Annotated in this window: 18 protein-coding genes and 1 riboswitch; of the genes, 15 read left to right on the forward strand and 3 right to left on the reverse strand. The window is 70.9% G+C overall.

Translation table 11 applies throughout. From position 1 onward, the window contains the following. Positions 1 to 27 precede the first annotated feature (27 nt). Together C9I47_RS15010 and thiC are read right to left on the reverse strand one after the other, a co-directional pair. Positions 28 to 2349, reverse strand: coding sequence for a winged helix-turn-helix domain-containing protein (locus C9I47_RS15010; protein ID WP_111268175.1), 2322 nt, complete (start codon positions 2347 to 2349; stop codon positions 28 to 30). Between the two features lie 325 nt (positions 2350 to 2674). Beyond that, on the reverse strand, positions 2675 to 4552 hold the full coding sequence (thiC, locus tag C9I47_RS15015; RefSeq protein WP_111267473.1) for a phosphomethylpyrimidine synthase ThiC: 1878 nt from the start codon (positions 4550 to 4552) through the stop codon (positions 2675 to 2677). Between the two features lie 63 nt (positions 4553 to 4615). Then, positions 4616 to 4716, reverse strand: a riboswitch (TPP riboswitch). A 145-nt stretch (positions 4717 to 4861) separates the two neighbouring features. Between thiC and C9I47_RS15020 the strand changes: the two genes are divergently transcribed. After that, the gene (locus C9I47_RS15020; RefSeq protein ID WP_111267474.1) at positions 4862 to 5425 is read left to right on the forward strand and encodes a YbhB/YbcL family Raf kinase inhibitor-like protein; all 564 of its coding nucleotides are present in this window, start codon (positions 4862 to 4864) and stop codon (positions 5423 to 5425) included. 23 nt (positions 5426 to 5448) lie between these two features. Continuing rightward, the gene (locus C9I47_RS15025; RefSeq protein ID WP_111267475.1) at positions 5449 to 6309 is read left to right on the forward strand and encodes a helix-turn-helix transcriptional regulator; all 861 of its coding nucleotides are present in this window, start codon (positions 5449 to 5451) and stop codon (positions 6307 to 6309) included. A gap of 18 nt (positions 6310 to 6327) precedes the next feature. Here C9I47_RS15025 and C9I47_RS15030 read toward each other — a convergent pair whose 3' ends face one another. Further along, positions 6328 to 7485, reverse strand: a complete 1158-nt coding sequence (locus C9I47_RS15030; RefSeq protein ID WP_111267476.1) for a M23 family metallopeptidase — start codon at positions 7483 to 7485, stop codon at positions 6328 to 6330. A 769-nt stretch (positions 7486 to 8254) separates the two neighbouring features. On the opposite strand from C9I47_RS15030, the gene thrA reads away from it, so the two are divergent. From thrA to leuB, 13 genes are all read left to right on the forward strand, one after another. Next, complete coding sequence (gene thrA / locus C9I47_RS15035; protein ID WP_111267477.1) at positions 8255 to 10786, forward strand: bifunctional aspartate kinase/homoserine dehydrogenase I; 2532 nt, start codon at positions 8255 to 8257, stop codon at positions 10784 to 10786. 76 nt (positions 10787 to 10862) lie between these two features. After that, positions 10863 to 11852: a homoserine kinase gene (locus tag C9I47_RS15040; RefSeq protein WP_223250391.1), complete on the forward strand. Its 990-nt coding sequence runs from the start codon at positions 10863 to 10865 to the stop codon at positions 11850 to 11852. After that, positions 11849 to 13180, forward strand: coding sequence for a threonine synthase (gene thrC, locus C9I47_RS15045; protein ID WP_111267479.1), 1332 nt, complete (start codon positions 11849 to 11851; stop codon positions 13178 to 13180). The genes C9I47_RS15040 and thrC overlap by 4 nt, the downstream gene beginning before the upstream one ends. A gap of 372 nt (positions 13181 to 13552) precedes the next feature. Continuing rightward, on the forward strand, positions 13553 to 15319 hold the full coding sequence (gene ilvD / locus C9I47_RS15050) for a dihydroxy-acid dehydratase (RefSeq protein ID WP_111267480.1): 1767 nt from the start codon (positions 13553 to 13555) through the stop codon (positions 15317 to 15319). A 41-nt stretch (positions 15320 to 15360) separates the two neighbouring features. Next, on the forward strand, positions 15361 to 16341 hold the full coding sequence (gene ilvC / locus C9I47_RS15055) for a ketol-acid reductoisomerase (RefSeq protein WP_111267481.1): 981 nt from the start codon (positions 15361 to 15363) through the stop codon (positions 16339 to 16341). Positions 16342 to 16372: 31 nt separating this feature from the next. Next, positions 16373 to 18208, forward strand: a complete 1836-nt coding sequence (gene ilvG, locus C9I47_RS15060) for an acetolactate synthase 2 catalytic subunit (RefSeq protein WP_407067485.1) — start codon at positions 16373 to 16375, stop codon at positions 18206 to 18208. Further along, positions 18192 to 18428, forward strand: coding sequence for an ACT domain-containing protein (locus C9I47_RS15065; protein ID WP_111267483.1), 237 nt, complete (start codon positions 18192 to 18194; stop codon positions 18426 to 18428). Before ilvG ends, C9I47_RS15065 begins: the two co-directional genes overlap by 17 nt. Then, a complete protein-coding gene (locus C9I47_RS15070) occupies positions 18419 to 19363 on the forward strand; it encodes an aminotransferase class IV (RefSeq protein ID WP_111267484.1) in 945 nt (314 codons plus the stop codon). Before C9I47_RS15065 ends, C9I47_RS15070 begins: the two co-directional genes overlap by 10 nt. A 2-nt stretch (positions 19364 to 19365) precedes the next feature. After that, a complete protein-coding gene (locus C9I47_RS15075) occupies positions 19366 to 20508 on the forward strand; it encodes a threonine dehydratase (RefSeq protein ID WP_111267485.1) in 1143 nt (380 codons plus the stop codon). Continuing rightward, entirely contained in the window at positions 20505 to 22100 is a 1596-nt protein-coding gene (locus C9I47_RS15080) for a 2-isopropylmalate synthase (protein WP_111267486.1), read from the forward strand. The genes C9I47_RS15075 and C9I47_RS15080 overlap by 4 nt, the downstream gene beginning before the upstream one ends. A gap of 8 nt (positions 22101 to 22108) precedes the next feature. Continuing rightward, entirely contained in the window at positions 22109 to 23569 is a 1461-nt protein-coding gene (gene leuC / locus C9I47_RS15085) for a 3-isopropylmalate dehydratase large subunit (protein WP_111267487.1), read from the forward strand. Next, positions 23569 to 24165, forward strand: a complete 597-nt coding sequence (gene leuD / locus C9I47_RS15090) for a 3-isopropylmalate dehydratase small subunit (RefSeq protein ID WP_111267488.1) — start codon at positions 23569 to 23571, stop codon at positions 24163 to 24165. Before leuC ends, leuD begins: the two co-directional genes overlap by 1 nt. Continuing rightward, positions 24155 to 25258, forward strand: a complete 1104-nt coding sequence (gene leuB / locus C9I47_RS15095; protein WP_111267489.1) for a 3-isopropylmalate dehydrogenase — start codon at positions 24155 to 24157, stop codon at positions 25256 to 25258. The genes leuD and leuB overlap by 11 nt, the downstream gene beginning before the upstream one ends. The last annotated feature ends 30 nt before the right edge of the window (positions 25259 to 25288 follow it).

Here is a 25288-nt window from a genome sequence, read left to right on the forward strand (position 1 = left end):
CGAAAGCATTTTATTTTTTGGAATCAATCACTTGATCCAACCCGGGACCTCGACCCGCGGCGCCTCCGAAGGCGCCGAATCGATCCCCATGAGGCCGATGTCGGTGCCGTCGTCGATCGCCTGCGCGCTGAACACCGCGTCCAGGCGCGAGGAACTGCTGAACGAGGTGGTCGCGCTGAGCCGGTCGGGATTCAGGCAGCGGCCCGTCGCCGGCGTGGACGCATCCCCGTCCGGCACACCGATCGGCCGCAGGCTGCTCAGACAATCCGCGCGCGGTTCCAGATAGTCGATGCTGCCGTCCTCGGCGACCGCCCAGGTCTGATAGCGCCAGCGGGTCGGCTTGTCCCGATCGACCATCCGGATGCTGTCTTGCGCCAGCGACAGGTCCGCCTGCCACAACCCGTCCGCCGACAACCGCGTGAACAACACCCGCTGATTGGCGCTGTCGACCCGCGCGTGCGAGACGTCCTCGATCTTGCCCAGCACCTTCCACGGCGTCTGGCTGCGGTCCAGCAACGCCAGGCAGAGCCGGTCGTCGGGGTCGCGCACGGTCATCAGGATCCGGTCGGGCGACGGCGTGTACATCGCCTGCAGGGTCCGGAAGCGCGGGCCGGGCATCGGCAGGAAGCTGACCTGGCCACTGGCGGCGACGACCTCGAACACGCCCTTGCGGCCGTCGTCGTCATGCCCGACCACCAGCATCCGGCGACTGTCGGGCGACCACTCCGGACGGCTGTGCGTATCCGGATGCACGTCCTCGAGCTGGCGCAGGCTGCGCGGATTCTCCAGGTCGGTCCACCACAGGTGGAAGTGCCCGGAACGATCCGAGCTGAACACCAGTTGCCGCCCGTCCGGCGCCAGCGACGGCATCGTATCGCGCCCGGAGGAGGCGAACAGGTGCTCGCGCCGCACCGGCCCGGAGGCTTCGCTGCGATTGACCCGGAACAGGCCGAACTGCGGCCGCCGGCGCACGAACGCGAGCACCCCCGCGCGCTCGGCGACGGCCGGAGCCTGGGCATCGTCCAGGCCCAGGTCGCTGATCCGGCGGCTGGCCAGGTCGAGCCGATAGAGCCGGGTCTCGCTGTCGATACGCCGCGCGAACACGATCCCGCTGCCGTCGGGCAGCCAGTCCCAGCCACGGAACTCGCCGCCGATGTCGGTAAGACGCTCGGGCCTGCCGCCCTCGGCCGGGATCCGCCACAGATCGCCCAGCTGCGGGTTGCGCACGAAGCCGACCCAGTGGCCGTCCGGCGAGTAACGCGGCGCATGGTCCAGCGCGGTGCCGCGACTGGGGTAGCGCAGCTCGCTCCAGCGGCCGCTCTGCAGGTCGAGCAGACGCAGGCCGGTGGCGTCGCTGTCGCTGCCCATGCTGCCGAACACCAGCGCGCGGCCGTCCGGCGCCCAATCGAAGCTGAGCAGATCGTCGCCGTTGCAGCTGGCGACGCTGCGCTCGCCACCGCCGCCGCTCGCGGCCATCACCAGCACCTCGCAGGCGCGGCCGGGGCCGTAGCGGATCCAGGCGATCTCGCGCCCGTCCGGCGACCACGAGGGCAGCCGATCGGACACGCCGCTTTCGGGGAAGCTGATCTGGCGCGGCTGCGACGAGTTGGTCGTCTGCATCATGATCACCGTGCCGCGGCGTTCGGGCAGGGTCGCGGCATACGCGACCATCGACGCATCCGGCGACAGCGTCGGCGACAGTTCGAAGCCGGGCGCCGAGGTGAGCAGGCGGTACGGGCGGTCCGGCGAGGCGGCGACCACCGTCGCCGCGTCCTCCCCCGGTGGCGCGGCCGGCGCCCGCATCAACAGGAACGCGACCAGCGCGACCGCCATCACCGCCGCGACCAGGCTGACCAGCACCCGCTCACGCAGCCACCAGCGGACCGGACCGTCGGCCGGCGCGGAGGCGACAGCATCGCGGGCGGTGTCCGTGGCCTGCGGCCCACCGGCCGCGATCGCGCCGTCGACACCGTCGGCGTCGGCCGCCGCGCCCGCATCCAGCCAGGCGACCGGGGCCAACAGTCGGTAGCCGGTCTTGGCGATGGTCTCGATGTACTGCGCATCGCCACGCTTCTCGCCGAAGGCCTTGCGCAGCTGGGTCACCGCCTGGGTGATGACGTCGTCGGTCGGCAGGGTATCCGGCCACACCTCGGCCAGCAGCGTGTCGCGGCTGACCACACGGCCGCCATGTCCGACCAGCACCCGCAACACGCCCATCGCCTTGGGCGTGATCCGGCGGGGTCGCCTGGCGTCTGGCGCGCTGACTTCGCGCAGCGGCACGTCGACGACGCAATCGCCTACGCGCAGCCGATCGGACGGCAACGAGGTTGGTTCGATGGGGGGAGACATCTCACCTGCAATACTGAACAGGGTGGCCGGGTCCGGCATGTGCCAAAAGGTCCTGCCATGGATCGGACAAGCCACTGGCCAGATCCGGCAAACAACCCTGGCGCGTGCGGACTAACGCACCGCGGCCGTCAATTCTAGCTTGTTGGCACTGGCCCGCAGCGCGGGTACAGGCTCCAGGCCCTCTCTCGCCGACGTCTCATTATGCTGAGGTTCAACATTGGCGCCGAAAGGCGCCTTTTTTTTACCCCGTCGGCCCGCCACCTCCGGTAGCGGGCCGCTCCGCGGCCCGGATCGCCTCCCCGCGACCCGGACAGACGCATCCCGCTCAAGCCTTGCGGTAGACCTCGGCGCCCTGCTCGCGGAACTCGGCCGCCTTCTCGGCCATGCCCTCGGCCAGCGCCGCCTGCTCGTCGACGCCGTGCTCGGCCGCGTAGTCGCGCACGTCCTGGGTGATCTTCATCGAGCAGAAGTGCGGACCGCACATCGAGCAGAAGTGGGCGACCTTGTGGGCGTCCTTGGGCAGGGTCTCGTCGTGGTACTCGCGGGCACGCTCCGGATCCAGGCCGAGGTTGAACTGGTCCTCCCAGCGGAACTCGAAGCGCGCCTTGCTCATCGCGTTGTCGCGCGCCTGCGCGCCGGGATGCCCCTTGGCCAGGTCGGCCGCGTGCGCGGCGATCTTGTAGGCCATCAGACCCTCGCGCACATCGTGCTTGTTGGGCAGGCCCAGGTGTTCCTTCGGGGTCACGTAGCAGAGCATCGCGGTGCCGTACCAGCCGATCATCGCCGCGCCGATCGCCGAGGTGATGTGGTCGTAGCCCGGCGCGATATCGGTGGTCAGCGGGCCGAGCGTATAGAACGGCGCCTCGCCGCACTCGCGCAGCTGCTTGTCCATGTTCTCCTTGATCAACTGCATCGGCACGTGGCCGGGGCCCTCGATCATGGTCTGCACGTCGTGCTTCCAGGCGACCTTGGTCAGTTCGCCCAGGGTCTCCAGCTCGCCGAACTGGGCGGCGTCGTTGGCGTCGGCGATGCTGCCCGGACGCAGGCCGTCGCCGAGCGAGAAGGCCACGTCGTAGGCCTTCATGATTTCGCAGATCTCCTCGAAGTGTTCGTAGAGGAAGCTCTCGCGATGGTGCGCCAGGCACCACTTGGCCATGATCGAACCGCCGCGCGAGACGATGCCGGTCACCCGCTTGGCGGTCAGCGGCACATAGCGCAGCAGCACGCCGGCATGGATGGTGAAGTAGTCCACGCCCTGCTCGGCCTGTTCGATCAGGGTGTCGCGGAAGATTTCCCAGTTGAGCTCCTCGGCGCGGCCGTCGACCTTCTCCAGCGCCTGGTAGATCGGCACCGTGCCGATCGGCACCGGCGAGTTGCGGATGATCCACTCGCGGGTCTCGTGGATGTGCTTGCCGGTCGACAGGTCCATCACCGTGTCCGCGCCCCAGCGCATCGACCAGACCAGCTTCTCGACCTCTTCGGCAATGCCCGAGGACACCGCCGAGTTGCCGATGTTGGCATTGACCTTGGTCAGGAAGTTGCGGCCGATGATCATCGGCTCGCTCTCGGGGTGGTTGACGTTGTTGGGGATGATCGCGCGGCCGCGGGCGACCTCGTCACGGACGAACTCGGGGGTGATCAGCTTCTGGATGCTCGCGCCGAAGCTCTCGCCCGGATGTTGGTTCAGCAGATGCGCCTCGCGGATCGCCTCCATCCGCTGGTTCTCGCGGATCGCGATGAACTCCATCTCCGGGGTCACGATGCCGCGGCGGGCATAGTGCATCTGGGTCACGTTGGCGCCGGCGATCGCGCGGCGGGGCGGACGCCGGTTGCCGAAGCGCACGGCGTCCAGCTTGGGGTCGTGCTCGCGACGACGACCGAACTCCGAGCTCAGGCCCTCCAGCACCTCGGTGTCGCCGCGCTCGGCGACCCACTCCGCGCGCAGCGGCGCCAGTCCGGCGGCCAGGTCGATCGTCGTCTCCGGATCGGTGTACGGACCGGAGGTGTCGTAGACCGCCAGCGGCGCGTTGTCCTCGCCCCCGAACATCGTCGGCGTGCGCTGCAAAGCGATCTCGCGCATCGGCACGCGCAGGTCGGGACGCGAGCCCTCGACATGGATCTTGCGCGAGCCCGGAATCGGGCGGACGACGTCGGCCGACAACTTGTCGGCCTGCTCGAGGAGCTGGGAGGGAACCGCATTCATGTGTTTCGTCCTGTGACACGCCCAACCGGGCAGGGACGAAGCGGGCGGCGTCGGCACGGCCACGGCCGTCCCGGCGAAGCTTCCCTACGGCGGTCTCAACCGCATCAGGTTCGAAGGGTCTGTCTCAACCGGCGCCATGGCGGCCGGTACCCCCGCTTCACCGCACATTAGACATGGAAAGCGGCGGCGACGCCAATCGGCCGGCACCCGCCGGGCATGAGCGTTCGCGCACGGTCCGCGAGCGTTGGGGCACCGGCAGCGACGGCCGCAACCGCAACACTGGCCTCCCCCTCCCGAGGAATCGTGCCGATGCTTCCCCCGCTCCGATCGTCCCTGCTCCTGGCCGCCCTGCCGTCGCTATGGCTGGGGCTGGCGCCCATGCCCGCCGCCGCCGACGGCTTCACCCTGAGCAGCCCCGATCTCGAGGCCGACCGAAGAGTCGATGCGCGGCATGTCTACGACGGCTTCGGCTGCAGCGGCGGCAATCTGTCGCCGGCACTGAGCTGGCGCGACCCGCCGTCCGGCACGCGCAGCTTCGCGATCACCGTGTACGACCCCGACGCCCCGACCGGCAGCGGCTGGTGGCATTGGGTCGTCACCGACCTGCCTCCCGACACCCGCGCGTTGGCCCGCGGCGCCTCCGGCGGCGGCCTGCCCGAGGGCGCGGTGCAGACCCGTACCGACTTCGGCACGTCCGGGTACGGTGGCCCGTGCCCGCCTCCGAGCCGGTCGCACCGCTATCGCTTCACTGTCTGGGCGCTCAAGACCGACGGACTGGACCTGGACGCCGGCGCCAGCGGCGCGATGGCGGGCTTCCTGATCCGCCAGAACGCGCTGGACCACGCCGAACTCGAGGTGCGCTACGGCCGCTAGGCCGGCTGTGGCAGGATCGACGCATGCTCACCGCTGCCGCTCCCGTTCCGGACACCCCGCCCGCGGCCGGCGTGCGCCATCAGCGCAACCATCGCGACGATCTGGTCAGCGGCAGACGGTTGCATGCCCGCAAATCGCATGCGCTGCGCAATGTCGGCGTGCCGCAGTTGCTGATCGTTGGCGTCGAGGAAGGCCACAAACGGGTGTACTGGCATGAGCGCCAGTATCGTGGCGGCCGCGACGACCTGATCCTGCTGCGGCCGGGCGAGCGCTACGGCATCGACAACCGTCCTGGCGCGCACGGCTACCGTGCCGAACTGATACAGCTGTCGCCGGCGTTGGTGGCCGACTTCCGCCGCCACCACGGCGGGCTGATCGACGCGGCGCTGCAGGACACCGCCGAGATACCCATCAGCGTGCATCGCGACCGCCATACCGGCCAGGCCTGGCAATCGCTGCTGGCCGCGATCGAGGAAGGCGCGCCGGCGCCGCTTCTGGACCAGCACGCCCGCACCCTGCTGCTGTGCCTGACCCTGGCCGGCGCGGCACGGGCACTGCTGCCCGGCCGCGAGGCGCCCCTGATCCAGCGGGTCCGGCAGCTGCTGAACGACGATCCGGGCCGCAACTGGAACATCGACGAACTCTCGAACCTGACCGGCATGGCCGCCTCCACCCTGCGCCGTCACCTGTCCGCGCAGGACCAGGGTTTCAGGACGATCCTGGAGGACGCCCGCCTCAGCGCCGCACTGGACAGCCTGCAGAGCACTCGCGACAGCATCGGCCACATCGCCCACGCGGTCGGATACGCGTCGCCATCTCGATTCGCGATCCGCTTCCGTCGCCGCTTCGGAATATCGCCCAGCGAACTGCGCGCGGCCCTGTAGACCGCGCGCAGTCCCGCCTCACGGATTGTAGAAATAGCCCGCGCAGTACCGGTAACCGTTCTTGCTCAGATAGAAGCGGCTGCAGTTGGTGTCGTAGCTCTGATTGCTGATCGCGGTGATCTGGAATCCGGACAGGTAGACGCCGTTGAGGTGGTAGTGGCTGCCGTTGTACTTCAGCGACCAGTGCTGGTGCGGGCCGGTCGAATGGCCGCCGTTGCACAGCGCCTGCGCCTGGGTGTTGGCCGGGTTGGCGATCGCGGTATTGGCCGAGACGCTGGCACCGGTGCCGTAGCGGATGTTCATCAGGTGGTAGTAGCTGGTCGACCAGCCACCGCCGTGGACGACCTCGGCGAAGCACGAGGAATGCCGCTTGAAGCTGCCGCCCGCCGACGCCGACACCCACTTGTCGCCCTGGTAGCTGCCCCAGCCGCCGCCCTGGTGCATGTCCAGCGACGACATCGGGTAGCTTCCCGAACCCGTGGTGGTGTGGGCGCCTCCGACATACCATTGCTGTCCGCGCGGGAACGGAAACTGCAGGAAGCCGTTGGCGGGTCCGGCCAGCACCGTCGCATCGGCGCCCGCGAAGCGCGGCGACGGCTCTGCGGCGCGGCGCGGCTCGTTGAACAGTCCGGCGTAGACCTGCTGGAACTCGATGTTGCCGCTCATTGCCGCGCCCGCGGCTCCCGCGCCCGAGCGGGCGAACAGCGACTGCAGCGGATTGGTCCGGGCCAGGGTCGCCGCACCGCGCGCGTCGATCGCATCGGGCTCGTACATGGCCTCGCGCAGGGCCAGCGCGACTTCGCGGGTCTGCTCACCGAAGCCACGCTGCCTGCCGATCGATCCGAACGGCCGGCTCATCGCATCGGCCCTGGCATGACGTCGCGTAACCACCCCGCTTTGCTGCTCCATCAACGCGATCAACACCTTGGGACTGACACCGCTGTAGCCGGCCCAGTGCGAGATCGTCTCGCCATGGCGCGACAGATGCGGCGCGCGCCTGGCCAGCCAGGCATCGATGTCGAAATCGAACATCTCGTCGTAGCTGTAGACCAGATCCTGCGCCGACAACCCCGCCGTCGCGGTGGCCGCGGGTTGCGCCGCATGCACACTGAGACCGATCGCCGCGGCGATGCAGCAGGCCAACACCGACACGCTTGCCTTGGAGTTCGCTTTCATTCCTTTTTCTCCGAGTGGACGAATGGGCGAATCAGCGCGCCAGCCCCGGCCGTGGAGCCCGGCACCGGCACGGGGCTTCCGGCCAGGCTCCCGTGCCGTCACTGGCGGTCTTTCGCCCTCGAGGACGCGCCAGCGGGGCCACTGTGTCAGCCGCCGACAGCCGATTCCGGGATCGGGTTCCGGTTGTTGGTTTCAGTTGATACCAGTTCCACGAACTGGAACTGACTCTTCAGATCTCTGATTACATTTTTAGATATGTGTCCGCCCTGGCATCCAAACCGCGAAAGAACCTTCTAAAACAAGCATCATCAGCGCTCACGAGGACATGAATTTCTGGGCACCAGGTTACGACCCGACATCTCGACGGAGCACCGGGCGCAGTCGTGGCGAGGCCCCACTCCGTGTCGACACTCGCGCAAACCGTGTCCTCACCGACGCCGCCGGCATGAGCTGCCATCGCCACGATGCCCACGGTTACAGGGCTGCCGGACGATGGCGGAATCCCCTCTTGACGCGCCGCACAAACTGCGGTTATTGCTATCGCCCATGCACGCCGTCCCCGCCACCTGCCGCATCGCGCGCCTGCCGCAAGGCCGGAGTACCGCCGCGCATGCGCAGGCGGCGCTGATTACCGGTACCGGTACCACCACTCCCCGAGTGGTGCGGACGGGCGTGTCCAGCTGATTCCCACGCCACTCCGCACCCCGGACCGGGTGCGGATCGAGGCACCGGGTTCGAATGCGGAGCTCCATCCAAGGAAGCCCGCCCGATGTCCAGCCAGCCAGCACCCGCACTCGAACAGGCCGCCGCCGCGGCTCCCGCGCGCCCGCGCCGTCACGCCCACAAGTTCGGCGGCAGTAGCCTCGCCGATGCCGAGCGCCTGCGCGCCGCCGCGGCGCTGAGCGACGACGCCGCCGCCGCGGCGCGCATCGTGGTGGTCTCGGCGATGCAGGGGGTCACCGACGCCCTGGTCGCCCTCGCCGACGCCGCCTGCGGCCTGCGCGACTGGCAACCCGACTGGACGTTGCTCGTGCAACGCCATCTCGACACCGCCGACGCCCTGCTCCCCGATGCCGCCGTCGCCGGGGCGGCCAAGGCCGCGCTCGAGCACGAGCTGGAGGGGTTGCGCGAGCGCCTGGCCACGCTGGCCGCCGGGCACGGCGACGACAGCGACCGGGCCTGGGTCCATGGCCTCGGCGAAGTGCTGTCCTCGCACCTGCTGCACGCCGCGCTTGGCGGCGAGGACGCCGGCTGGGCCCGGCTGGACGCGCGCGAGGTGCTGTGCGTGCATCCGGGCGAACTCGGCGTCGCGGTCGACTGGGAAGCCTCCCGCGACCGGCTGGCGCGATGGCGGCAACGGCATCCGCAAGAACACGTCGTCGTCACCGGTTTCGTCGCCAGCGATGCGCGGGGCCGTCCGACCACGCTGGGACGCAACGGCAGCGACCATTCCGGCGCGATCTTCGCGGTGCTGTTCGGGGCCGATGAACTGACCATATGGACCGATGTCGACGGCGTGCTGTCGGCCGACCCGCGACTGGTGCCGGACGCGGTCTGTCTGCCGATGCTGTCGTACGCGGAGGCCTGCGAACTGGCCTACTTCGGCGCCCGGGTGCTGCATCCGCAGACGATGGCGCCGGCGATCCGCCACGCGCTGCCGATCCGGATCCGCAATTCGCGGGCTCCGCAGGCGCCGGGCACCCTGATCAGCACCGTCTCGCGCGGACCCGACGGGCTGCACGGAACCCCGGTCAAGGGCCTGAGCCTGGCCGAGGACCTGGCCCTGCTGGAGCTGTCCGGAGCCGGCCTGATCGGCGTGCCCGGCACCGCCGAACGCATGTTCGCGGCGCTGCGCCAGGCCGGGGTCTCGGTGATCATGATCTCGCAGGGCTCCTCGGAACACTCGATCTGCTGCGTGGTGCGCCAGGCCCAGGCCGAGGCCGGGCGCGCGGCGGTGGTCGAGGCCTTCGCCGAGGCGATCGGCGACGGCCAGGCCCAGGGCGTCAACGTGACCCCGGACATCGCGGTGCTGGCGGCGGTCGGCGACGGCATGGTCGGCACCCCGGGCGTGGCCGCGCGCCTGCTCGGCGGACTGGCGCAGGCGCGGGTCAACGTCCGCGCGATCGCGCAGGGCGCGGGCGAGCGCAACATCTCGGTCGCGGTCGCGGCAGGCGACGCCCAGCGCGGGCTGCGCGCGGCACACGCGGCATTCTGGCTGTCGCCGCAGACGCTGTCGGTCGGCCTGATCGGCCCCGGCAACGTCGGCCGCACCCTGCTCCAGCAACTGGCCGAGGCGGCGCCGCGCTTCGCCGCCGGCGCCCTGCACGGGCAGAATCTCGACCTGCGCGTGCGCGCGATCGCCAACAGCCGGCGGATGCTGCTGCATCCCAGGACCCTGGATCCGGCCAGCGCCGCCGACGACCTGCGCGACGCCGGCGAACCGCTGGACCTGCAGCGCTTCGTCGCCCACGTCCGCGCCGAGCACCTGCCGCACGCGATGATCGTCGACTGCAGCGGCAGCGATGCGGTCGCCGCGCACTACGCCGAATGGCTGGCCGCCGGCATCCACGTGGTGACCCCGAACAAGCACGCCGGCAGCGGCCCGTTGCCGCGCTTCCAGGCGATCCGCAGGGCCAGTCGCGGCGGCGGCCAGTTCCGCTACGAAGCCACCGTCGGCGCCGGCCTGCCGGTGATCCGCACCCTGCGCGACCTGATCGACACCGGCGACGTGCTGCACGAGGTCGAGGGCCTGTTCTCCGGCACCCTGGCCTGGCTGTTCAACCGCTTCGACGGCAGCGCGCCATTCTCCGAGCTGGTGCTGGAAGCGCGAAGACTCGGCTATACCGAGCCCGACCCGCGCGACGACCTGTCGGGCATGGACGTCGCCCGCAAGCTGGTGATCCTCGCCCGCGAGGCCGGCCGCGAGCTGTCGCTGGACGATGTCGCGATCGAGAACCTGGTGCCCGAACCGCTGCGCGCGCTCGACCTCGACGCCTTCCTCGCCCGCATCGACGAGTTGGACGCACCGCTTCAGGCTCGCCTGGAGGCCGCCCGCGCCGACGGCGGCAAGCTGCGCTATCTCGCCCGGCTCGACCGCGACGGCCGCGCCGACGTATCGCTGGTGGTGCCGCCGGCCGGCCATGCCAGCCTGTACGGCCGCCTGACCGACAACCTGATCCAGTTCCGCACCCTGCGCTATCCCGACAACCCGCTGGTCGTGCAGGGCCCCGGCGCCGGTCCGGAGGTCACCGCCGCCGGCGTGTTCGGCGACATCCTCGCGATCGCGCAGACGCTCAACTGAGCCTGCGCGGATGCACGCCCCCACCAAGAACCGAACGCGGAACCGCCTCATGAACGATGCGATCATCGAAGACCCGATGGCTCCTGGAGAATCCCGCTTGCCCGCCCAGACTCCGCCCCCGCTGCAGGCCCGCGCGTTCTCGCCCGCCAGCGTCGGCAACATCGGCGTCGGCTTCGACCTGCTCGGCCACAGCATCGACGGTCCGCGCGACATCGCCACGGTCCGTCGCATCGACGCGCCGATGGTCCGCATCGCCGGCATCGCCGGCGACGTCGCCGGCGTCGATCAACTGCCGCTGCAGGCACCGCGCAACACCGCCGGCCAGGCCCTGATCTGCCTGCGCGAAGCGCTGGGACTGGCACACGGTTTCGAGCTTTCGCTGGAGAAGGGCATCCCGCTCGGCTCCGGGCTGGGCGGTTCGGCGGCCTCCTGCGTGGCGGCCCTGGTCGCCGCCAATGCGCTGCTGGACACCCCGCTGGACCGCGCCGCGCTGTACCGCTTCGCCCTCGATGGCGAGTCGGTGTCCAGCGGCAGCCGCCATGGCGACAACGTCGCGCCGATGCTGCTCGGCGGCGTGGTAATGGCCACCCACGATCGGATGATCGCGTTGCCGGCGCCGGACTGGCTGCATGCGGTCGTGGTCCATCCCGACCAGGTGCTGGAAACCCGGCGCGCGCGCGCGGCGCTGGCCGACCCCTACCCGCTTCCGGTGGTGGTACGGCAGAGCGCGCACCTGGCGCTGTTCCTGACCGGCCTGCAGCGCGGCGACGCGTCGATGCTGCGCGAAGGTCTGGTCGACCTGCTGGTCGAGCCACGACGCGCGCCGCTGATCCCCGGCTTCGCCGCCGCCAAGGCCGTCGCCCTCGACCATCGCGCACTGGGCGCGAGCATTTCCGGCGCCGGGCCCAGCACCTTCGCCTGGTTCGGTTCGCGCGAGGACGCCGAGGCCGCGGCGCCGGCGATGCGTGCGGCCTTCGTCGATGCCGGCTTCGACGCGCGCGCCTACGTCTCGCCGGTCGCCGGGCCACGCGCGCAGGTACTGACCGGGCCAGGAGACGCGGCATGAGCGCGCAAGCGATCGCAAGCCTCGGATATGCCAGCACCCGCGGCCAGGCGCCGGTCGCCGGCATCGACGCCGCATTGGTCGCCGGGCTCGCGCCCGACGGCGGACTGTATGTCCCGACCGTCATTCCCGAGGTCGCGCCGGACGCGCCCGGCGCATCGCTGGCCGACACCGCGACCGCGGTGCTGGCGCCGTACTTCGTCGACTCGCGGCTGGAGGACGCGCTGCCCTCGCTCTGTGCGCAGGCGTTCTCGTTCGACGCGCCGCTGCGACCGCTCGCCGGCGCGGGCGATCACCTGCTGGAGTTGTTCCACGGGCCGACCGCCGCGTTCAAGGACTACGCCGCGCGCTTCCTCGCCGGCGCCCTGTCGCACCTGCGCGAGGCCGGGGCACGGCAAGACGACGCGCGCGCGACCACGACGATCCTCGTTGCGACCTCGGGCGACACCGGCGCCGCGGTCGCCGCCGCGTTCCACCGCCGCGAGGGCTTCCGGGTCGCGATCCTCTACCCCGACGGCCGGGTCTCGCCGCGCCAGGCGCACGGGCTGGGATGCTGGGGCGACAACGTGCACGCGTTCCGGGTCGACGGCAGCTTCGACGACTGCCAGCGGCTGGCCAAGCAGGCCCTGGCCGACCAGGCGCTGCGCGCGCGCTGTCCACTGGGTTCGGCCAACAGCATCAGCCTCGGCCGATTGCTGCCCCAGGCGGCCTACTACGCGCATGCCGCGCTCGCCCACCATGCCCGGCATGGGCAGGCGCTGAACTTCATCGTCCCCACCGGCAACCTCGGCAACGCCTGCGCGGCGGTGCTGGCGCGGCGGATGGGGCTGCCGGTCGGCGAGGTCCGCCTGGCCACCAACGCCAACGACACCCTGCCGCGCTACTTCGCCGGCGCCGACTATGCGGCGCAGCCGACCCGGGCCACGTTGGCCAACGCGATGGATGTCGGCGCACCGAGCAACTTCGAACGCCTGCGCCACTGGCACGCCGACGACGCATCGTTGCGCGCGGCGATGACCGCGACCGCGGTCGACGACGCCACGATCCGGGCGACGATCGCGTCCGCGCCCGCGCGCCACGGCGTGGTGCCCTGCCCGCATACCGCCACCGGTCTGCATCTGCTCGAGCAGATCCGGGCCGCCGGCGACGATCGCCCCTGGGCGGTGGTGGCGACCGCGCACCCGGCCAAGTTCGAAACCATCGTCGAACCGCTGGTCGGACACGACGTCGAGCCGCCGCCGGCGCTGGCCGAATCGCTGTCCCGTCGCGCGCACGCCACGCCGATGGCGGCGACGTATTCGACCTTGGTCGAAGCGCTGGAGGCCGGATGACGCGGCAAAGCGGGTGCCGGGTCACGACCCGGGCCCGTTTCAACGGAAACTGTTGACACCACCGTTCGAGCCGTGCTTATCTCCAAACCCATGACGCAGCGCAGCAACCACCTGCAGACCGCCATCGCCCGGGCCCAGACCCCGGCCGACGCGCTGCGCGCCGCGCACCCGCTCCTGATCGCGACCGCATCCGCGGCGCTCATTCTCGTACTCGTACTTATTACCGGGCCAACAAGCGCGGGGTACGGGATTGCGTAGGTAACACCAGGCAAACCCGAAAAGTACCAGGACCCCGCGCCAGAAATGGCGCGGGGTTTTTCGTTTCCAGGCCCAAGAAAACCTCTTCAGACCACCGAGCAAGGACTTCCCACCGTGAGAAGCAACGCGATCAAGCAAGGCCCCGCACACGCACCCGCGCGGGCCATGCTGCGCGCAACCGGCCGCGACGACGACGCCATCGCGCGCCCGTTCGTCGGCGTGATCCACACCTGGACCGACGTGTCCCCGTGCAACCTGACCCTGCGCGAGCTGGCCGAGGACGTGCGCGCCGGCGTCGAGGACAACGGCGGCACCGCGGTCGAGTTCAACACCATCGCGATCACCGACGGCATCGCGATGGGCACCGACGGCATGCGCGCGTCGCTGGCCTCGCGCGAGACCATCGCCGACTCGATCGAGCTGGCGGTCACCGGCCACAGCCTGGACGCGATGGTGCTGCTGGTCGGCTGCGACAAGACCATCCCGGCGGCGGCGATGGCCGCCGCGCGGCTGGACGTCCCGACCGTGATCCTCTACGGCGGCACGATCATGCCCGGCCATTGTCCTTCCAGGGACGACTCGGCCGAGCCCGGCGACGAGCGGCCGCTGACCGTGCAGGACGTGTTCGAGGCGGTCGGCGCGCATGCCGCCGGACGCATCGACGACGCCGAACTGCACCGGGTCGAATCGCACGCCTGCCCCGGTGCCGGCGCCTGCGGCGGCCAGTTCACCGCCAACACGATGGCGATGGTGCTGAGCTTCCTCGGCCTGTCGCCGCTGCAGCTCAACGACATTCCGGCGGTCCACGCCGACAAACCGGCCGCCGCCCGCCGTTGCGGCGCCCTGGTCATGCAGCAGTTGCGCAACGGCGGTCCGACACCGCGCACCCTCCTCTCCCCCGCCGCGCTGCGCAACGCGGCACGCGCGGTGTCGGCCACCGCCGGTTCCACCAACGCGGCGCTGCACCTGCTGGCGATCGCGCACGAGGCCGGCGTCGCCTTCGACCTGGAGGAGTTCGAGGCGGCCGCGGCGGCGACCCCGGTCATCGCCGACCTCAAGCCCGGTGGACGCTACACCGCGGCGGAGATGTTCGAGCAGGGCGGCACCGCCCTGGTCGCCCGCGAACTGCGCAGCGCCGGGCTGATCGAGGACATCCCCACGGTCACCGGCCGCTCGCTGTTCGCCGAACTCGACGCGGTGCCCGCGCCGGTCACGCAGGATGTCGTGCGCCCGGTCGCCGACCCGATCAAGCCGCGCGGCGGCTATTCGATCCTGTACGGCGACCTCGCGCCCGAAGGCTGCATCGTCAAGCTGGCCGGTCACGGCCGCGACCGATTCGACGGCCCGGCACGGGTGTTCGATTCCGAGGAGGCCGCGTTCGCCGCGGTGCAGGCGCGCCGGATCGAGGCCGGCGACGTCGTGGTGATCCGCTTCGAGGGCCCCACCGGCGGCCCCGGCATGCGCGAGATGCTGGCGGTCACCGCGGCCCTGGTCGGCCAGGGCCTGGGCAACGACGTCGCCCTGATCACCGACGGCCGCTTCAGCGGCGCGACCCACGGTTTCATGGTCGGCCACATCGCCCCGGAGGCCGCGCACGGCGGCCCGATCGCGCGCCTGCGCGACGGCGACCGCGTGCGCATCGACGTCGGCACGCGCCGCATCGATGTCGATGCCGAGCTCGCCGCGCGCGCGCCGGCGTCGTTCCAGCCGCGCGTCCGTACCGGTGCGCTGGCCAAGTACGCGCGCATCGTCAGTTCCGCCTCGCGTGGTGCGGTCACCGCGCCAGGTCCGCTCGACGACCGCCGCGCGATCGCCTCGACCCTGATCGAAACCACAACGGAATCGGCCGCCGCCCGAGCGACCGAAACCGCCACCGCCTGATCCGCTCCCTCCGTCCCATCCACCACCCACAGGAACCTGCAATGTCCACCAGCAAACCCCGCATCGCGATCGTCGGCTACGGCAGCCAGGGTCGTGCGCACGCGCTCAACCTTCGCGATTCCGGCTTCGACGTCACCATCGGCCTGCGTCCGGGCGGCCCGACCGAGATCAAGGCCAGGGCCGACGGCTTCACCGTCAAGACCCCGGCCGAGGCGGTGAAGGACGCCGAGCTGGTCGCGGTGCTGACCCCCGACATGGTCCAGCCGCAGCTCTACGGCGAGGTCATCGAGCCGAACATCGCCAAGGGCGCCTGCCTGCTGTTCGCGCACGGCTTCAACGTGCACTACCAGCAGATCGCCCCGCGCGAGGACCTGGACGTGGTGCTGGTCGCGCCCAAGGGACCGGGCGCACTGGTCCGCCGCGAATACGAGATCGGCCGCGGCGTGCCCTCGGTCTACGCGGTTCACCAGGATCGCAGCGGCAACGCCGAACAGCTCGCACTGACCTATTGCGCCGGCATCGGCGGCGCCCGCCAGAACGCGATCCGGACCACCTTCAAAGAGGAAACCGAGACCGATCTGTTCGGCGAGCAGGCGGTGCTGTGCGGCGGCGCGACCAAGCTGGTCCAGGCCGGCTGGGAAACCCTGGTCGAGGCCGGCTACCAGCCCGAGGTCGCGTACTACGAGTGCCTGCACGAGCTGAAGCTGATCGTCGACCTGTTCTACGAGGGCGGCATCACCCGCATGCACGAATTCATCAGCGAGACCGCCCAGTACGGTGCGCTGACCCGCGGCGCCTACGTGGTCGACGACAACACCCGCGCGCAGATGCGCAAGGTGCTGGAGGAAATCCAGGACGGCACCTTCGCCCGCCAGTGGATCGCCGAGTACGCGGCCGGCAACGCCAACTACAAGGCGATGAAGCAGGCCGACCTCGAGCACCCGATCGAGACCGTCGGCAAGAAGCTGCGCGCCAACATGAAGTGGCTGGACAACGCCCCCGCCGCCGCCAAAGCGGCCTGAGCCTTCCCGCCCCAAGGCCAACAGGATGTCCATGAGCACCCAACCCGCCAGTACCGCACCGCAGGCCGCGGCCCCGAGCAACGGGGCCGCATGGCTCGCGCAGGCCCTGATCGCCGAGGGCGTCGACACCCTGTTCGGCTATCCCGGCGGCGCGATCATGCCGTTCTACGACGCCCTGCACGGATCGGACCTGAAGCACGTCCTGGTCCGCCACGAACAGGGCGCGGCGTTCGCCGCCAATGGCTACGCGCGGGCCAGCGGACGCGTCGGCGTATGCGTCGCCACCTCCGGTCCCGGCGCCTCCAACCTGGTCACCGGCATCGCCGACGCGATGCTGGACTCGGTGCCGATGGTGGTGATCACCGGCCAGGTCGCGACCCCGCTGATGGGCACGGATGCCTTCCAGGAGCTGGACGTGTTCGGCATGACCATGCCGATCGTCAAGCACAGCTTCCTGGTGCGTCGGGTCGAGGAGCTGCCGCGGGTGGTCGCCGAGGCCTTCCGCCTGGCCCGTTCCGGGCGTCCGGGACCGGTGCTGATCGACTTCCCCAAGGACGTGCAGGTCGGCGACGCCTGCGCGCTGCCCGCCCACGTGCCGCTGGACATCGACGATGTGCCGCGCGCCACCGATGCCTCGCTGCACGAGGCGCTGGCCCTGGTTTCGCAGGCACAGCGGCCGGTCGTCTACGGCGGCGGCGGCGTCGCCCTCGGGCATGCGGTCGAGGTGTTCCGCGACTTCGTCAACGCGACCCGGATCCCCACGGTGCTGACCCTCAAGGGACTGGGCGCGTTGCCGCCGGACAATCCGCTGAACCTGGGCATGCTCGGCATGCACGGCACCCGTGCCGCCAATCTGGCGGTGCAGGAATGCGATCTGCTGATCGTGGTCGGCGCGCGCTTCGACGACCGCGCGACCGGCAAGCTGGCCGAGTTCGCGCCGCATGCGCGGGTCATCCACATGGACCCGGATGCCTGCGAGATCGGCAAGCTGCGCCATGCCGATGCCGCGGTCAACGGCGACATCGCCGCCGCGCTGAAGGCGCTGACCCTGCCGTGCGCGGCGCATGTGCATGGCCGTCACGCGGTCGCGCGGCGGCAGTGGCTGGAGACCTGCTTCCAGCGCGCCCGCGACCACGCCGCGCGCTACGACGCGCCCGGCGACGGCGTCTACGCTCCGGCCCTGCTGAGGCGACTGTCGCAGATCGCGCCGGGCGCGGTCGTGTCCTGCGACGTCGGCCAGCACCAGATGTGGGTCGCCCAGCACTGGCGCTTCGAACACCCGCGCCAGCACCTGACCAGCGGCGCGCTCGGCGCGATGGGCTTCGGTCTTCCGGCGGCGATCGGTGCGCAGCTTGCGATGCGGGCGCAAACCTCACACGACCCGCAGCAGGCCGACCCCTGCGTGATCTGCGTCAGCGGCGATGGCTCGTTCCTGATGAACGTGCAGGAACTGGCGACGGTCGCCCGCTACCGGCTGCCGCTGAAGATCGTGCTGCTCGACAACCAGGCGCTGGGCATGGTCCGCCAATGGCAGGAGCTGTTCTTCGAACGCCGCTACTCGGAGATCGACCTGTCCGACAACCCCGATTTCGCCGCGCTGGCGGCGGCATTCGGGATTCCCGCCACCCGCATCGAACGCGCCGAGGACGTCGAGGGCGCGCTGCAGGCGCTGATCGCGGCACCGGGCGCGGCACTGCTGCACGTCGCCATCGACCAGAAGGCCAACGTCTGGCCGCTGGTGCCGCCGAACCACAACAACGCGCAGATGCTCGATGGCGATCCGGCCGAGGTCCCAGCCGGCGAGAGCGAAACCGCATCCGCTTCTTCCCCCACATTGGAGAACCCCGACCATGCGTTATCAGCTTGATCTCACCCTCAGACAGGCCGAGGGCGCGCTCGCCCGCGTGCTCGGCGCCGCCGAACGCCGCGGCTTCCGTCCGCTCGCGGTCGACGGCGAAGCCCAGCCCGACGGCGATCGCTGGCATCTGCGCCTGACCGTCGAAGGCGAACGCGCCGACACCTCGCTGCAGACGCAGCTGGCCAAGCTGTACGACTGCCTCGCCGTGGAGGTGTCGCCGTGCAGCTAGAGGCCGGTTCCACGCACAAGTCCGCGCATCCGGGAACGGACGCCTCGCAGGAAAGCGCCCAGGCGACGGCGGCGACCCCGCAGGTCTGGTTCGACGGCCGCATGGTGGCGATCGACTCGCCGCAGGCGCCGCTGACCACCCACGCGATGCATTACGGCAGCGGCGTGTTCGAGGGCATCCGCGCCTACGCCACCGCCGACGGCGGCGCCGCGGTGTTCCGCCTGCCCGAGCACATGGAGCGCATGCGCAAGGGCGCCGAGCTGCTGGGCATCGACTTCGACGTCGACGCCGCCAGCGAGGCGGTGCTGCAGACGCTGCGCGCGAACGGCCATCGCGACGCCTACATCCGTCCGCTGGCCTGGCTGGGCAGCGGCACGATCGGGCTGGACGTGGCGTCGTTGAGCCAGCACCTGATGGTCGCGACGATGGCGACCGCGGTGCACCTGGCCGGCAAGGCGACCCGGCTGGGCGTGTCCGGATGGCGTCGAAATCCGGCCAGCTCGCTGCCGCCGCTGAAGCTGTGCGGCGGCTACGTCAACTCGATACTGGCCAAGCGCGAGGCCAAGCAGCGCGGCTTCGACGAGGCGCTGTTCGTCGACGGCGACGGCCGGGTGGTCGAATGCACCGGCGCCAACGTGTTCATGGTCGCCGACGGCCAGGTCGTCGCGGTCAGCCACCCGGATGCGCTGGACGGCATCACCCGCGCGACCCTGGTCGAGCTGTCCGCGGCGCAGTCGCGGCCGGTGACGCTGGAGGAACTGAAGCAGGCCGACGAGGTGTTCGTCTGCGGCACCGCCGCCGAGGTCGCGCCGATCGCCTCGCTGGACGGGCGCGAGTTCGGCGACAACCCGGTGACGCGCGAGTTCCAGCAACGCTATGCGGACATCGTCCGCGGCCGCGACGCCGCCTTCGCCCACTGGCTGACCCGGGTGTGACGATGGACGGCAGCCGCGCCAGCGACTCCCCCGGCACCGACGTTTCGGACGTGGCGGTAGGCGTCGCCGACGTGCTGGCCGCGCAGGCGCGCCTGCGCCGCTACCTGTCGGCGACGCCGCTGCACCACGCCGAGCGTTTCGGCTGCTGGCTGAAGCTGGAGAACCTGCAGCGCACCGGTTCCTACAAGGTGCGCGGCGCGCTCAACGCGCTGCTGGCCGCGCGCGAACGCGGCGACGACCGCCCGGTGATCGCCGCCTCCGCCGGCAATCACGCGCAGGGCCTGGCCTGGGCCGCCTACCGGCTCGGCATGCAGGCGATCACGGTGATGCCACGCGGCGCGCCGGACACCAAGATCGCCGGGGTCGCCCACTGGGGCGCGACGGTGCGCCTGCACGGCGACAGCTACGACCAGGCCAAGGCCTTCGCCTGCGAGCTGGCGCAGCAGCACGGCTACCGGCTGCTGTCGGCCTTCGACGACCCGGACGTGATCGCCGGCCAGGGCACGGTCGGCCTGGAACTGGCCGCGCTGGCGCCGGACGTGGTGCTGGTGCCGATCGGCGGCGGCGGCCTCGCCTCCGGCGTCGCGCTGGCGCTCAAGTCGCAGGGCGTGCGCGTGGTCGGCGCCCAGGTCGAGGGCGTGGACTCGATGGCGCGCGCGCTCCAGGGCGACGAACGCCTGATCGAACCGGCGACCAGCCTCGCCGACGGCGTGCGGGTCAAGGAGCCCGGCCGGCTGACCCGGCGCCTGCTCGCCGATCTGCTCGACGACATCGTGATCGTCCGCGAGGCCGAGTTGCGCGAAACACTGGTGCGGCTGGCGCTGGAGGAACATGTGATCGCCGAGGGCGCCGGCGCGCTGGCGCTGGCCGCCGGCCGCCGCGTCGCCGGCAAGCGCAAATGCGCGGTGGTCTCCGGCGGCAACCTCGACGCCGGTGTGCTGGCGACCCTGCTGTCGGAGGTCCGCCCGCGTGCGCCGCGCCGGCCGCGCCGCCGCAAGCGCGAGCGCCTCGCTACCCAGCTGTCCCAGGAGCCCGCCATTTCCGGCATTTCACCCCGGACCATCCACACCACGATGAAACCTGCCATCACCCCCGCCCCCGCCGGCGCCACCCGGCGCCGCCCCGAACAGGAAGTCTTCGCATGAACGACCCCGCCGACCGAGTACGCATCTTCGACACCAGCCTGCGCGACGGCGAGCAATCGCCCGGCTGCAGCATGACCGCCGCGCAGAAGCTACGCTTCGCCCATGCGCTCGCGGAGCTGGGCGTCGATGCGCTCGAGGCGGGCTTCCCGGCGAGTTCCGAAGCCGATCGCGACGCCGTGCGCGCGATCGCGCGCGAGGTGCGCGGCAGCACCATCACCACCCTGGCACGCTGCCACGACGGCGATATCGACGCCTGCGCGGCCGCGCTGGAGGGCGCGGCGGACCCGCGCATCCACGTATTCATCTCGACCAGTCCGCTGCACCGCGAGCACAAGCTGGGTCTGAGCCGCGAACAGGTGGTCGAACGCGCGGTGGCGGGCGTGCAACGCGCGCGCCGTCACGTCGACGACGTCGAGTTTTCCGCAGAGGACGCGTTGCGCACCGAGCCGGAATTCCTGGCCGAGATATGCAGCGCCGCGGTGGCCGCCGGCGCGCGCACCCTGAACATCCCCGACACCGTCGGCTACACCACCCCGAGCGAGATCCGCGCCCTGTTTGAATACCTGCGCAAGGCGCTGAACGCTTCCGGCGTCGCCGGCGCCGGCGAGGTGGTGTTCAGCGCGCACTGCCACAACGACCTCGGCCTGGCGGTCGCCAATTCCCTGGCCGCGATCGAGGGCGGCGCGCGCCAGGTCGAGTGCACCATCAACGGCATCGGCGAGCGCGCCGGCAACTGCGCGCTGGAGGAACTGGTGATGGCGCTGCGGGTGCGCGGCAACTACTACGCTACCCATACCCGCATCGACACGCGCCGTCTGGTGCCGACCTCGCGATTGCTGTCGCGGATCACCGGCATGGCCGTGCAACGCAACAAGGCGGTGGTCGGGCAGAACGCGTTCGCGCACGAATCCGGCATCCACCAGCACGGCATGCTCAAGCATCGCGGCACCTACGAGATCATGCGCCCGGAGGATGTCGGCTGGGCGCAGTCGCAAATGGTGATGGGCCGCCACAGCGGCCGCGCCGCCCTGTCCGACCGCCTGCAGACCTTGGGCTTCCAGCTGCCCGAGCCTGCCCTGAACCAGGTCTTCGCCGCGTTCAAGACGCTGGCAGAGAAGAAGCGCGAAGTGTTCGATGGCGACCTGGAGGCGCTGGTACTGGGGGCCGATGCCGCCGCGACCCGCGGCTGGCGGCTGACCCGGCTGCATGTCAGCACCGGCAGCGGTGCGGGCGACGCATTGCCGACCGCCAGCGTGCAGTTGCGCGACGCCGACGGCGGCGAGGTCAGCGAGGCCGCGGTCGGCGACGGCCCGGTGCATGCGCTGTTCGCCGCACTGGCACGCGCGACCGGGATCGAGCTGGACATCGACAGCTACCAGGTTTCCAGCGTGACCACCGGCGACGATGCCCAGGGCCAGGCGCAGGTGATCGCACGCGTCGACGGCAGCGAGCTGACCGGTTCCGGCACCAGCACCGACATCCTCGAGGCCAGCGCGCAGGCCTGGCTCGACGTCGCCAACCGGGTCCTGCGCACCCACGCCGCCACCGACTCCCGGGCGACCGCGCCGCAACGCGTCGCCGCCACCGCATGAGCCCGTCCATGTCATCGACCCAAGCCCACGAAAATTCCCGCCCCCGCACCCTGTTCGACAAGCTGTGGGACGCCCATGTGGTCGTCCCCGAGACCGAGGCCGCGCCGGCGGTGCTCTACATAGACCTGCACCTGATCCACGAGGTGACCTCGCCGCAGGCCTTCGCCGAACTGGAGTCGCGCGGTCTCGCGCCGCGCCGTCCGGATCTCACCAAGGCGACGATGGACCATTCGACCCCGACCCTGCCGGCCGGAGCGGACGGCGAGCTGCCCTACGCCAGCGAGCAGGCGCGCGCGCAGGTACGACGGCTCGCCGAGAACTGCGCGCGTCATGGCATCGAGCTGTTCGACATCGACAGCCCGCAACGCGGCATCGTTCACGTGATCGGTCCCGAGCTCGGCCTGACCCGACCGGGCATGACCATCGTCTGCGGCGACAGCCACACCGCGACCCATGGCGCGTTCGGCGCGCTGGCGTTCGGCATCGGCACCAGCGAGGTCGGCCACGTGCTCGCCACCCAGTGCCTGCTGCAACGCAAGCCGCGGACCCTGGCGATCACCGTCGACGGCGCGCTGCGTCCCGGCGTGACCGCCAAGGACCTGATCCTGCACGTGATCGGCCGGATCGGCGTCAACGGCGGCACCGGCCACGTCATCGAGTACCGCGGCAGCGCGATCCGCGCCCTGTCGATGGAAGAGCGGATGACGGTCTGCAACATGTCGATCGAGGCCGGTGCGCGCGCCGGCCTGATCGCGCCCGACGCGACCACCTTCGACTACCTGCGCGGCACCGCGCGCGCGCCGCAAGGCGACGCGTTCGATGCCGCGGTCGAGCACTGGCAACGGCTCGCCAGCGATCCGGGCGCGCGCTTCGACCGCGAGGTGGTCATCGATGCCGACCAGATCGGACCAACCGTCACCTGGGGCACTCACCCGGGACAGGTCGCGGCGATCGATGCGCGGCTGCCGGCCGACGCCGACGCCGACGCCACCAAGGCCCGCGACTACATGGGCTGGCAGCCCGAGGCCGCGCTGGCCGGACGCCCGGTCGACGTGGTGTTCGTCGGCAGCTGCACCAACTCGCGATTGTCGGACCTGCGCGACACCGCCCGCGTGCTGCGCGGGCGCAAGGTGCATCCGCGCGTGCGCATGCTGGTCGTGCCCGGTTCCGAGCAGGTCAAGCGCGCCGCCGAGGCCGAGGGCATCGACGCGATCGTGCGCGCCGCCGGCGCCGAATGGCGCGAACCCGGATGCTCGATGTGCATCGCGATGAACGGCGACCTGGTCGGGCCCGGCCAGCTCGCGGTATCGACCAGCAACCGCAACTTCGAGGGCCGCCAGGGCAAGGGCGCGCGCACCGTGCTGGCCTCGCCGCTGACCGCCGCCGCCTGCGCGGTCACCGGGCAGATCGCCGACCCCCGCGCCTTCATCGACGCCACCGCCGCCACCGCCGAACTGGAGACCGCCTGATGGCCGCCTTCACCACCCTGACCTCGAAGACCGTGGTCCTGCGCGAACGCAACATCGACACCGACCAGATCATCCCCGCGCGCTTCCTGACCACCACCGAGCGCGCCGGCCTGGGCCGGCATGCGTTCAGCGACTGGCGCCTGCGCGCCGACGGTTCGCCAAACCCCGATTTTCCGTTCAACCGCGCCGAGAACGCCGACGCGCAGATCCTCGTCGCCGGCCGCAATTTCGGCTGCGGCTCCTCGCGCGAGCACGCGCCCTGGGCGCTGACCGACCTCGGCCTGCGCGCGGTGATCAGCGCCGAGATCGCCGACATCTTCCGCAGCAACGCGCTCAAGAACGGTCTGCTACCGGTGGTGCTGGACGAGGCGATCGTCGACGAGCTGCTCGACCGGCCCGGCATCGAGTTGAGCATCGACGTCGCCCGCCGTCGCGTCACCCTCCCCGGCGGCGCCCAGGTCGAGTTCCCGCTCGACGCATTCGCCCGCACCTGCCTGCTGGAAGGCGTCGACCAGCTCGGCTACCTGCTGCGCCAGCAGACGGCCATCGAGCACTACGAACAATCGCAACACGAGGACCGCCCCCATGCATGCTGAAATCGTCGTACTGCCCGGAGACGGCATCGGCCCCGAGGTCACCGCCGCGGCGGTCGAGGTACTGCGCGCGGTCGGCTACCGCTATGGCCATACCTTCAGCTTCGACACCCAACTGATCGGCGGCGCCGCGATCGATGCGACCGGCGAGGCGCTGCCGGCGGCGACCCTAGCCGCGGCAAAGCGTGCCGACGCGATCCTGCTGGGCGCGGTCGGCGGCCCCAAGTGGTCGGATCCGAAGGCGCCGGTACGCCCGGAGCAGGGCCTGCTGGCGATCCGCAAGGCGCTGGGCCTGTACGCGAACCTGCGGCCGGTCACTCCGCACCCGGCCGCGTTGGGCGCTTCGCCGATCAAGCCGCACCTGCTGACCGGGGTGGATCTGGTGGTCGTGCGCGAGCTGACCGGCGGCATCTACTTCGGCGACAAGACCCGCGATGGCGATTCGGCCAGCGACCTGTGCCGGTACAGCGTCACCGAGATCGAGCGGGTGGTGCGTCGCGCCGCCGCCCTGGCCCGCAGTCGCCGTGGCCGGCTGACCTCGGTCGACAAGGCCAACGTGCTGGAAACCTCGCGACTGTGGCGCGAGACGGCGACCCGGATCGTCGCCGAGGAGTTTCCCGACATCCAGCTCGAACACCAACTGGTCGACTCGATGGCGATGCATCTGCTGTCGCGGCCGCGCGAATACGACGTGATCGTCACCGAGAACATGTTCGGCGACATTCTCACCGACGAGGCCTCGATGCTGGCCGGCTCGCTGGGCCTGCTGCCGTCGGCGTCGCTGGGCGATACGGACGGCAGCGGCAGGATCATGGGCCTGTACGAACCGATCCACGGCTCGGCCCCGGACATCGCCGGACGCGGCGTCGCCAATCCCTACGCGACGATCCTCAGCGCCGCGCTGCTGCTGCGCCACTCGCTGGGCCTGGCGGACGAGGCCGAGTGCGTGGAGAAGGCGGTTGCGGCGGCGCTGGACGCCGGCGTGTTCACCGCCGACATCGCCGGCAGCGGCGGTGGTGTCGGCAGCCGCCAGGCGACCGACGCGGTGATCGAACAACTGCAGCTGGAGTGCCGGCCGGTGATGATGCGCGACTGACCCTCTCCAGCCGTCCCCCGTAGGAGCGGC

It is taken from the genome of Marilutibacter maris (assembly GCF_003233695.1).
In the GTDB taxonomy this organism is placed as follows: Bacteria; Pseudomonadota; Gammaproteobacteria; order Xanthomonadales; family Xanthomonadaceae; genus Marilutibacter; species Marilutibacter maris.

Excerpts from the sequence above, each read along its gene's own strand:
- C9I47_RS15010 (WP_111268175.1), bottom strand. The coding sequence starts at position 2,349 with ATGTCTCCCCCCATCGAACCAACCTCGTTGCCGTCCGATCGGCTGCGC.
- thiC (WP_111267473.1), bottom strand. The coding sequence starts at position 4,552 with ATGAATGCGGTTCCCTCCCAGCTCCTCGAGCAGGCCGACAAGTTGTCG.
- C9I47_RS15020 (WP_111267474.1), top strand. The coding sequence starts at position 4,862 with ATGCTTCCCCCGCTCCGATCGTCCCTGCTCCTGGCCGCCCTGCCGTCG.
- C9I47_RS15025 (WP_111267475.1), top strand. The coding sequence starts at position 5,449 with ATGCTCACCGCTGCCGCTCCCGTTCCGGACACCCCGCCCGCGGCCGGC.
- C9I47_RS15030 (WP_111267476.1), bottom strand. The coding sequence starts at position 7,485 with ATGAAAGCGAACTCCAAGGCAAGCGTGTCGGTGTTGGCCTGCTGCATC.
- thrA (WP_111267477.1), top strand. The coding sequence starts at position 8,255 with ATGTCCAGCCAGCCAGCACCCGCACTCGAACAGGCCGCCGCCGCGGCT.
- C9I47_RS15040 (WP_223250391.1), top strand. The coding sequence starts at position 10,863 with ATGGCTCCTGGAGAATCCCGCTTGCCCGCCCAGACTCCGCCCCCGCTG.
- thrC (WP_111267479.1), top strand. The coding sequence starts at position 11,849 with ATGAGCGCGCAAGCGATCGCAAGCCTCGGATATGCCAGCACCCGCGGC.
- ilvC (WP_111267481.1), top strand. The coding sequence starts at position 15,361 with ATGTCCACCAGCAAACCCCGCATCGCGATCGTCGGCTACGGCAGCCAG.
- ilvG (WP_407067485.1), top strand. The coding sequence starts at position 16,373 with ATGAGCACCCAACCCGCCAGTACCGCACCGCAGGCCGCGGCCCCGAGC.
- C9I47_RS15065 (WP_111267483.1), top strand. The coding sequence starts at position 18,192 with ATGCGTTATCAGCTTGATCTCACCCTCAGACAGGCCGAGGGCGCGCTC.
- C9I47_RS15075 (WP_111267485.1), top strand. The coding sequence starts at position 19,366 with ATGGACGGCAGCCGCGCCAGCGACTCCCCCGGCACCGACGTTTCGGAC.
- C9I47_RS15080 (WP_111267486.1), top strand. The coding sequence starts at position 20,505 with ATGAACGACCCCGCCGACCGAGTACGCATCTTCGACACCAGCCTGCGC.
- leuC (WP_111267487.1), top strand. The coding sequence starts at position 22,109 with ATGTCATCGACCCAAGCCCACGAAAATTCCCGCCCCCGCACCCTGTTC.
- leuD (WP_111267488.1), top strand. The coding sequence starts at position 23,569 with ATGGCCGCCTTCACCACCCTGACCTCGAAGACCGTGGTCCTGCGCGAA.
- leuB (WP_111267489.1), top strand. The coding sequence starts at position 24,155 with ATGCATGCTGAAATCGTCGTACTGCCCGGAGACGGCATCGGCCCCGAG.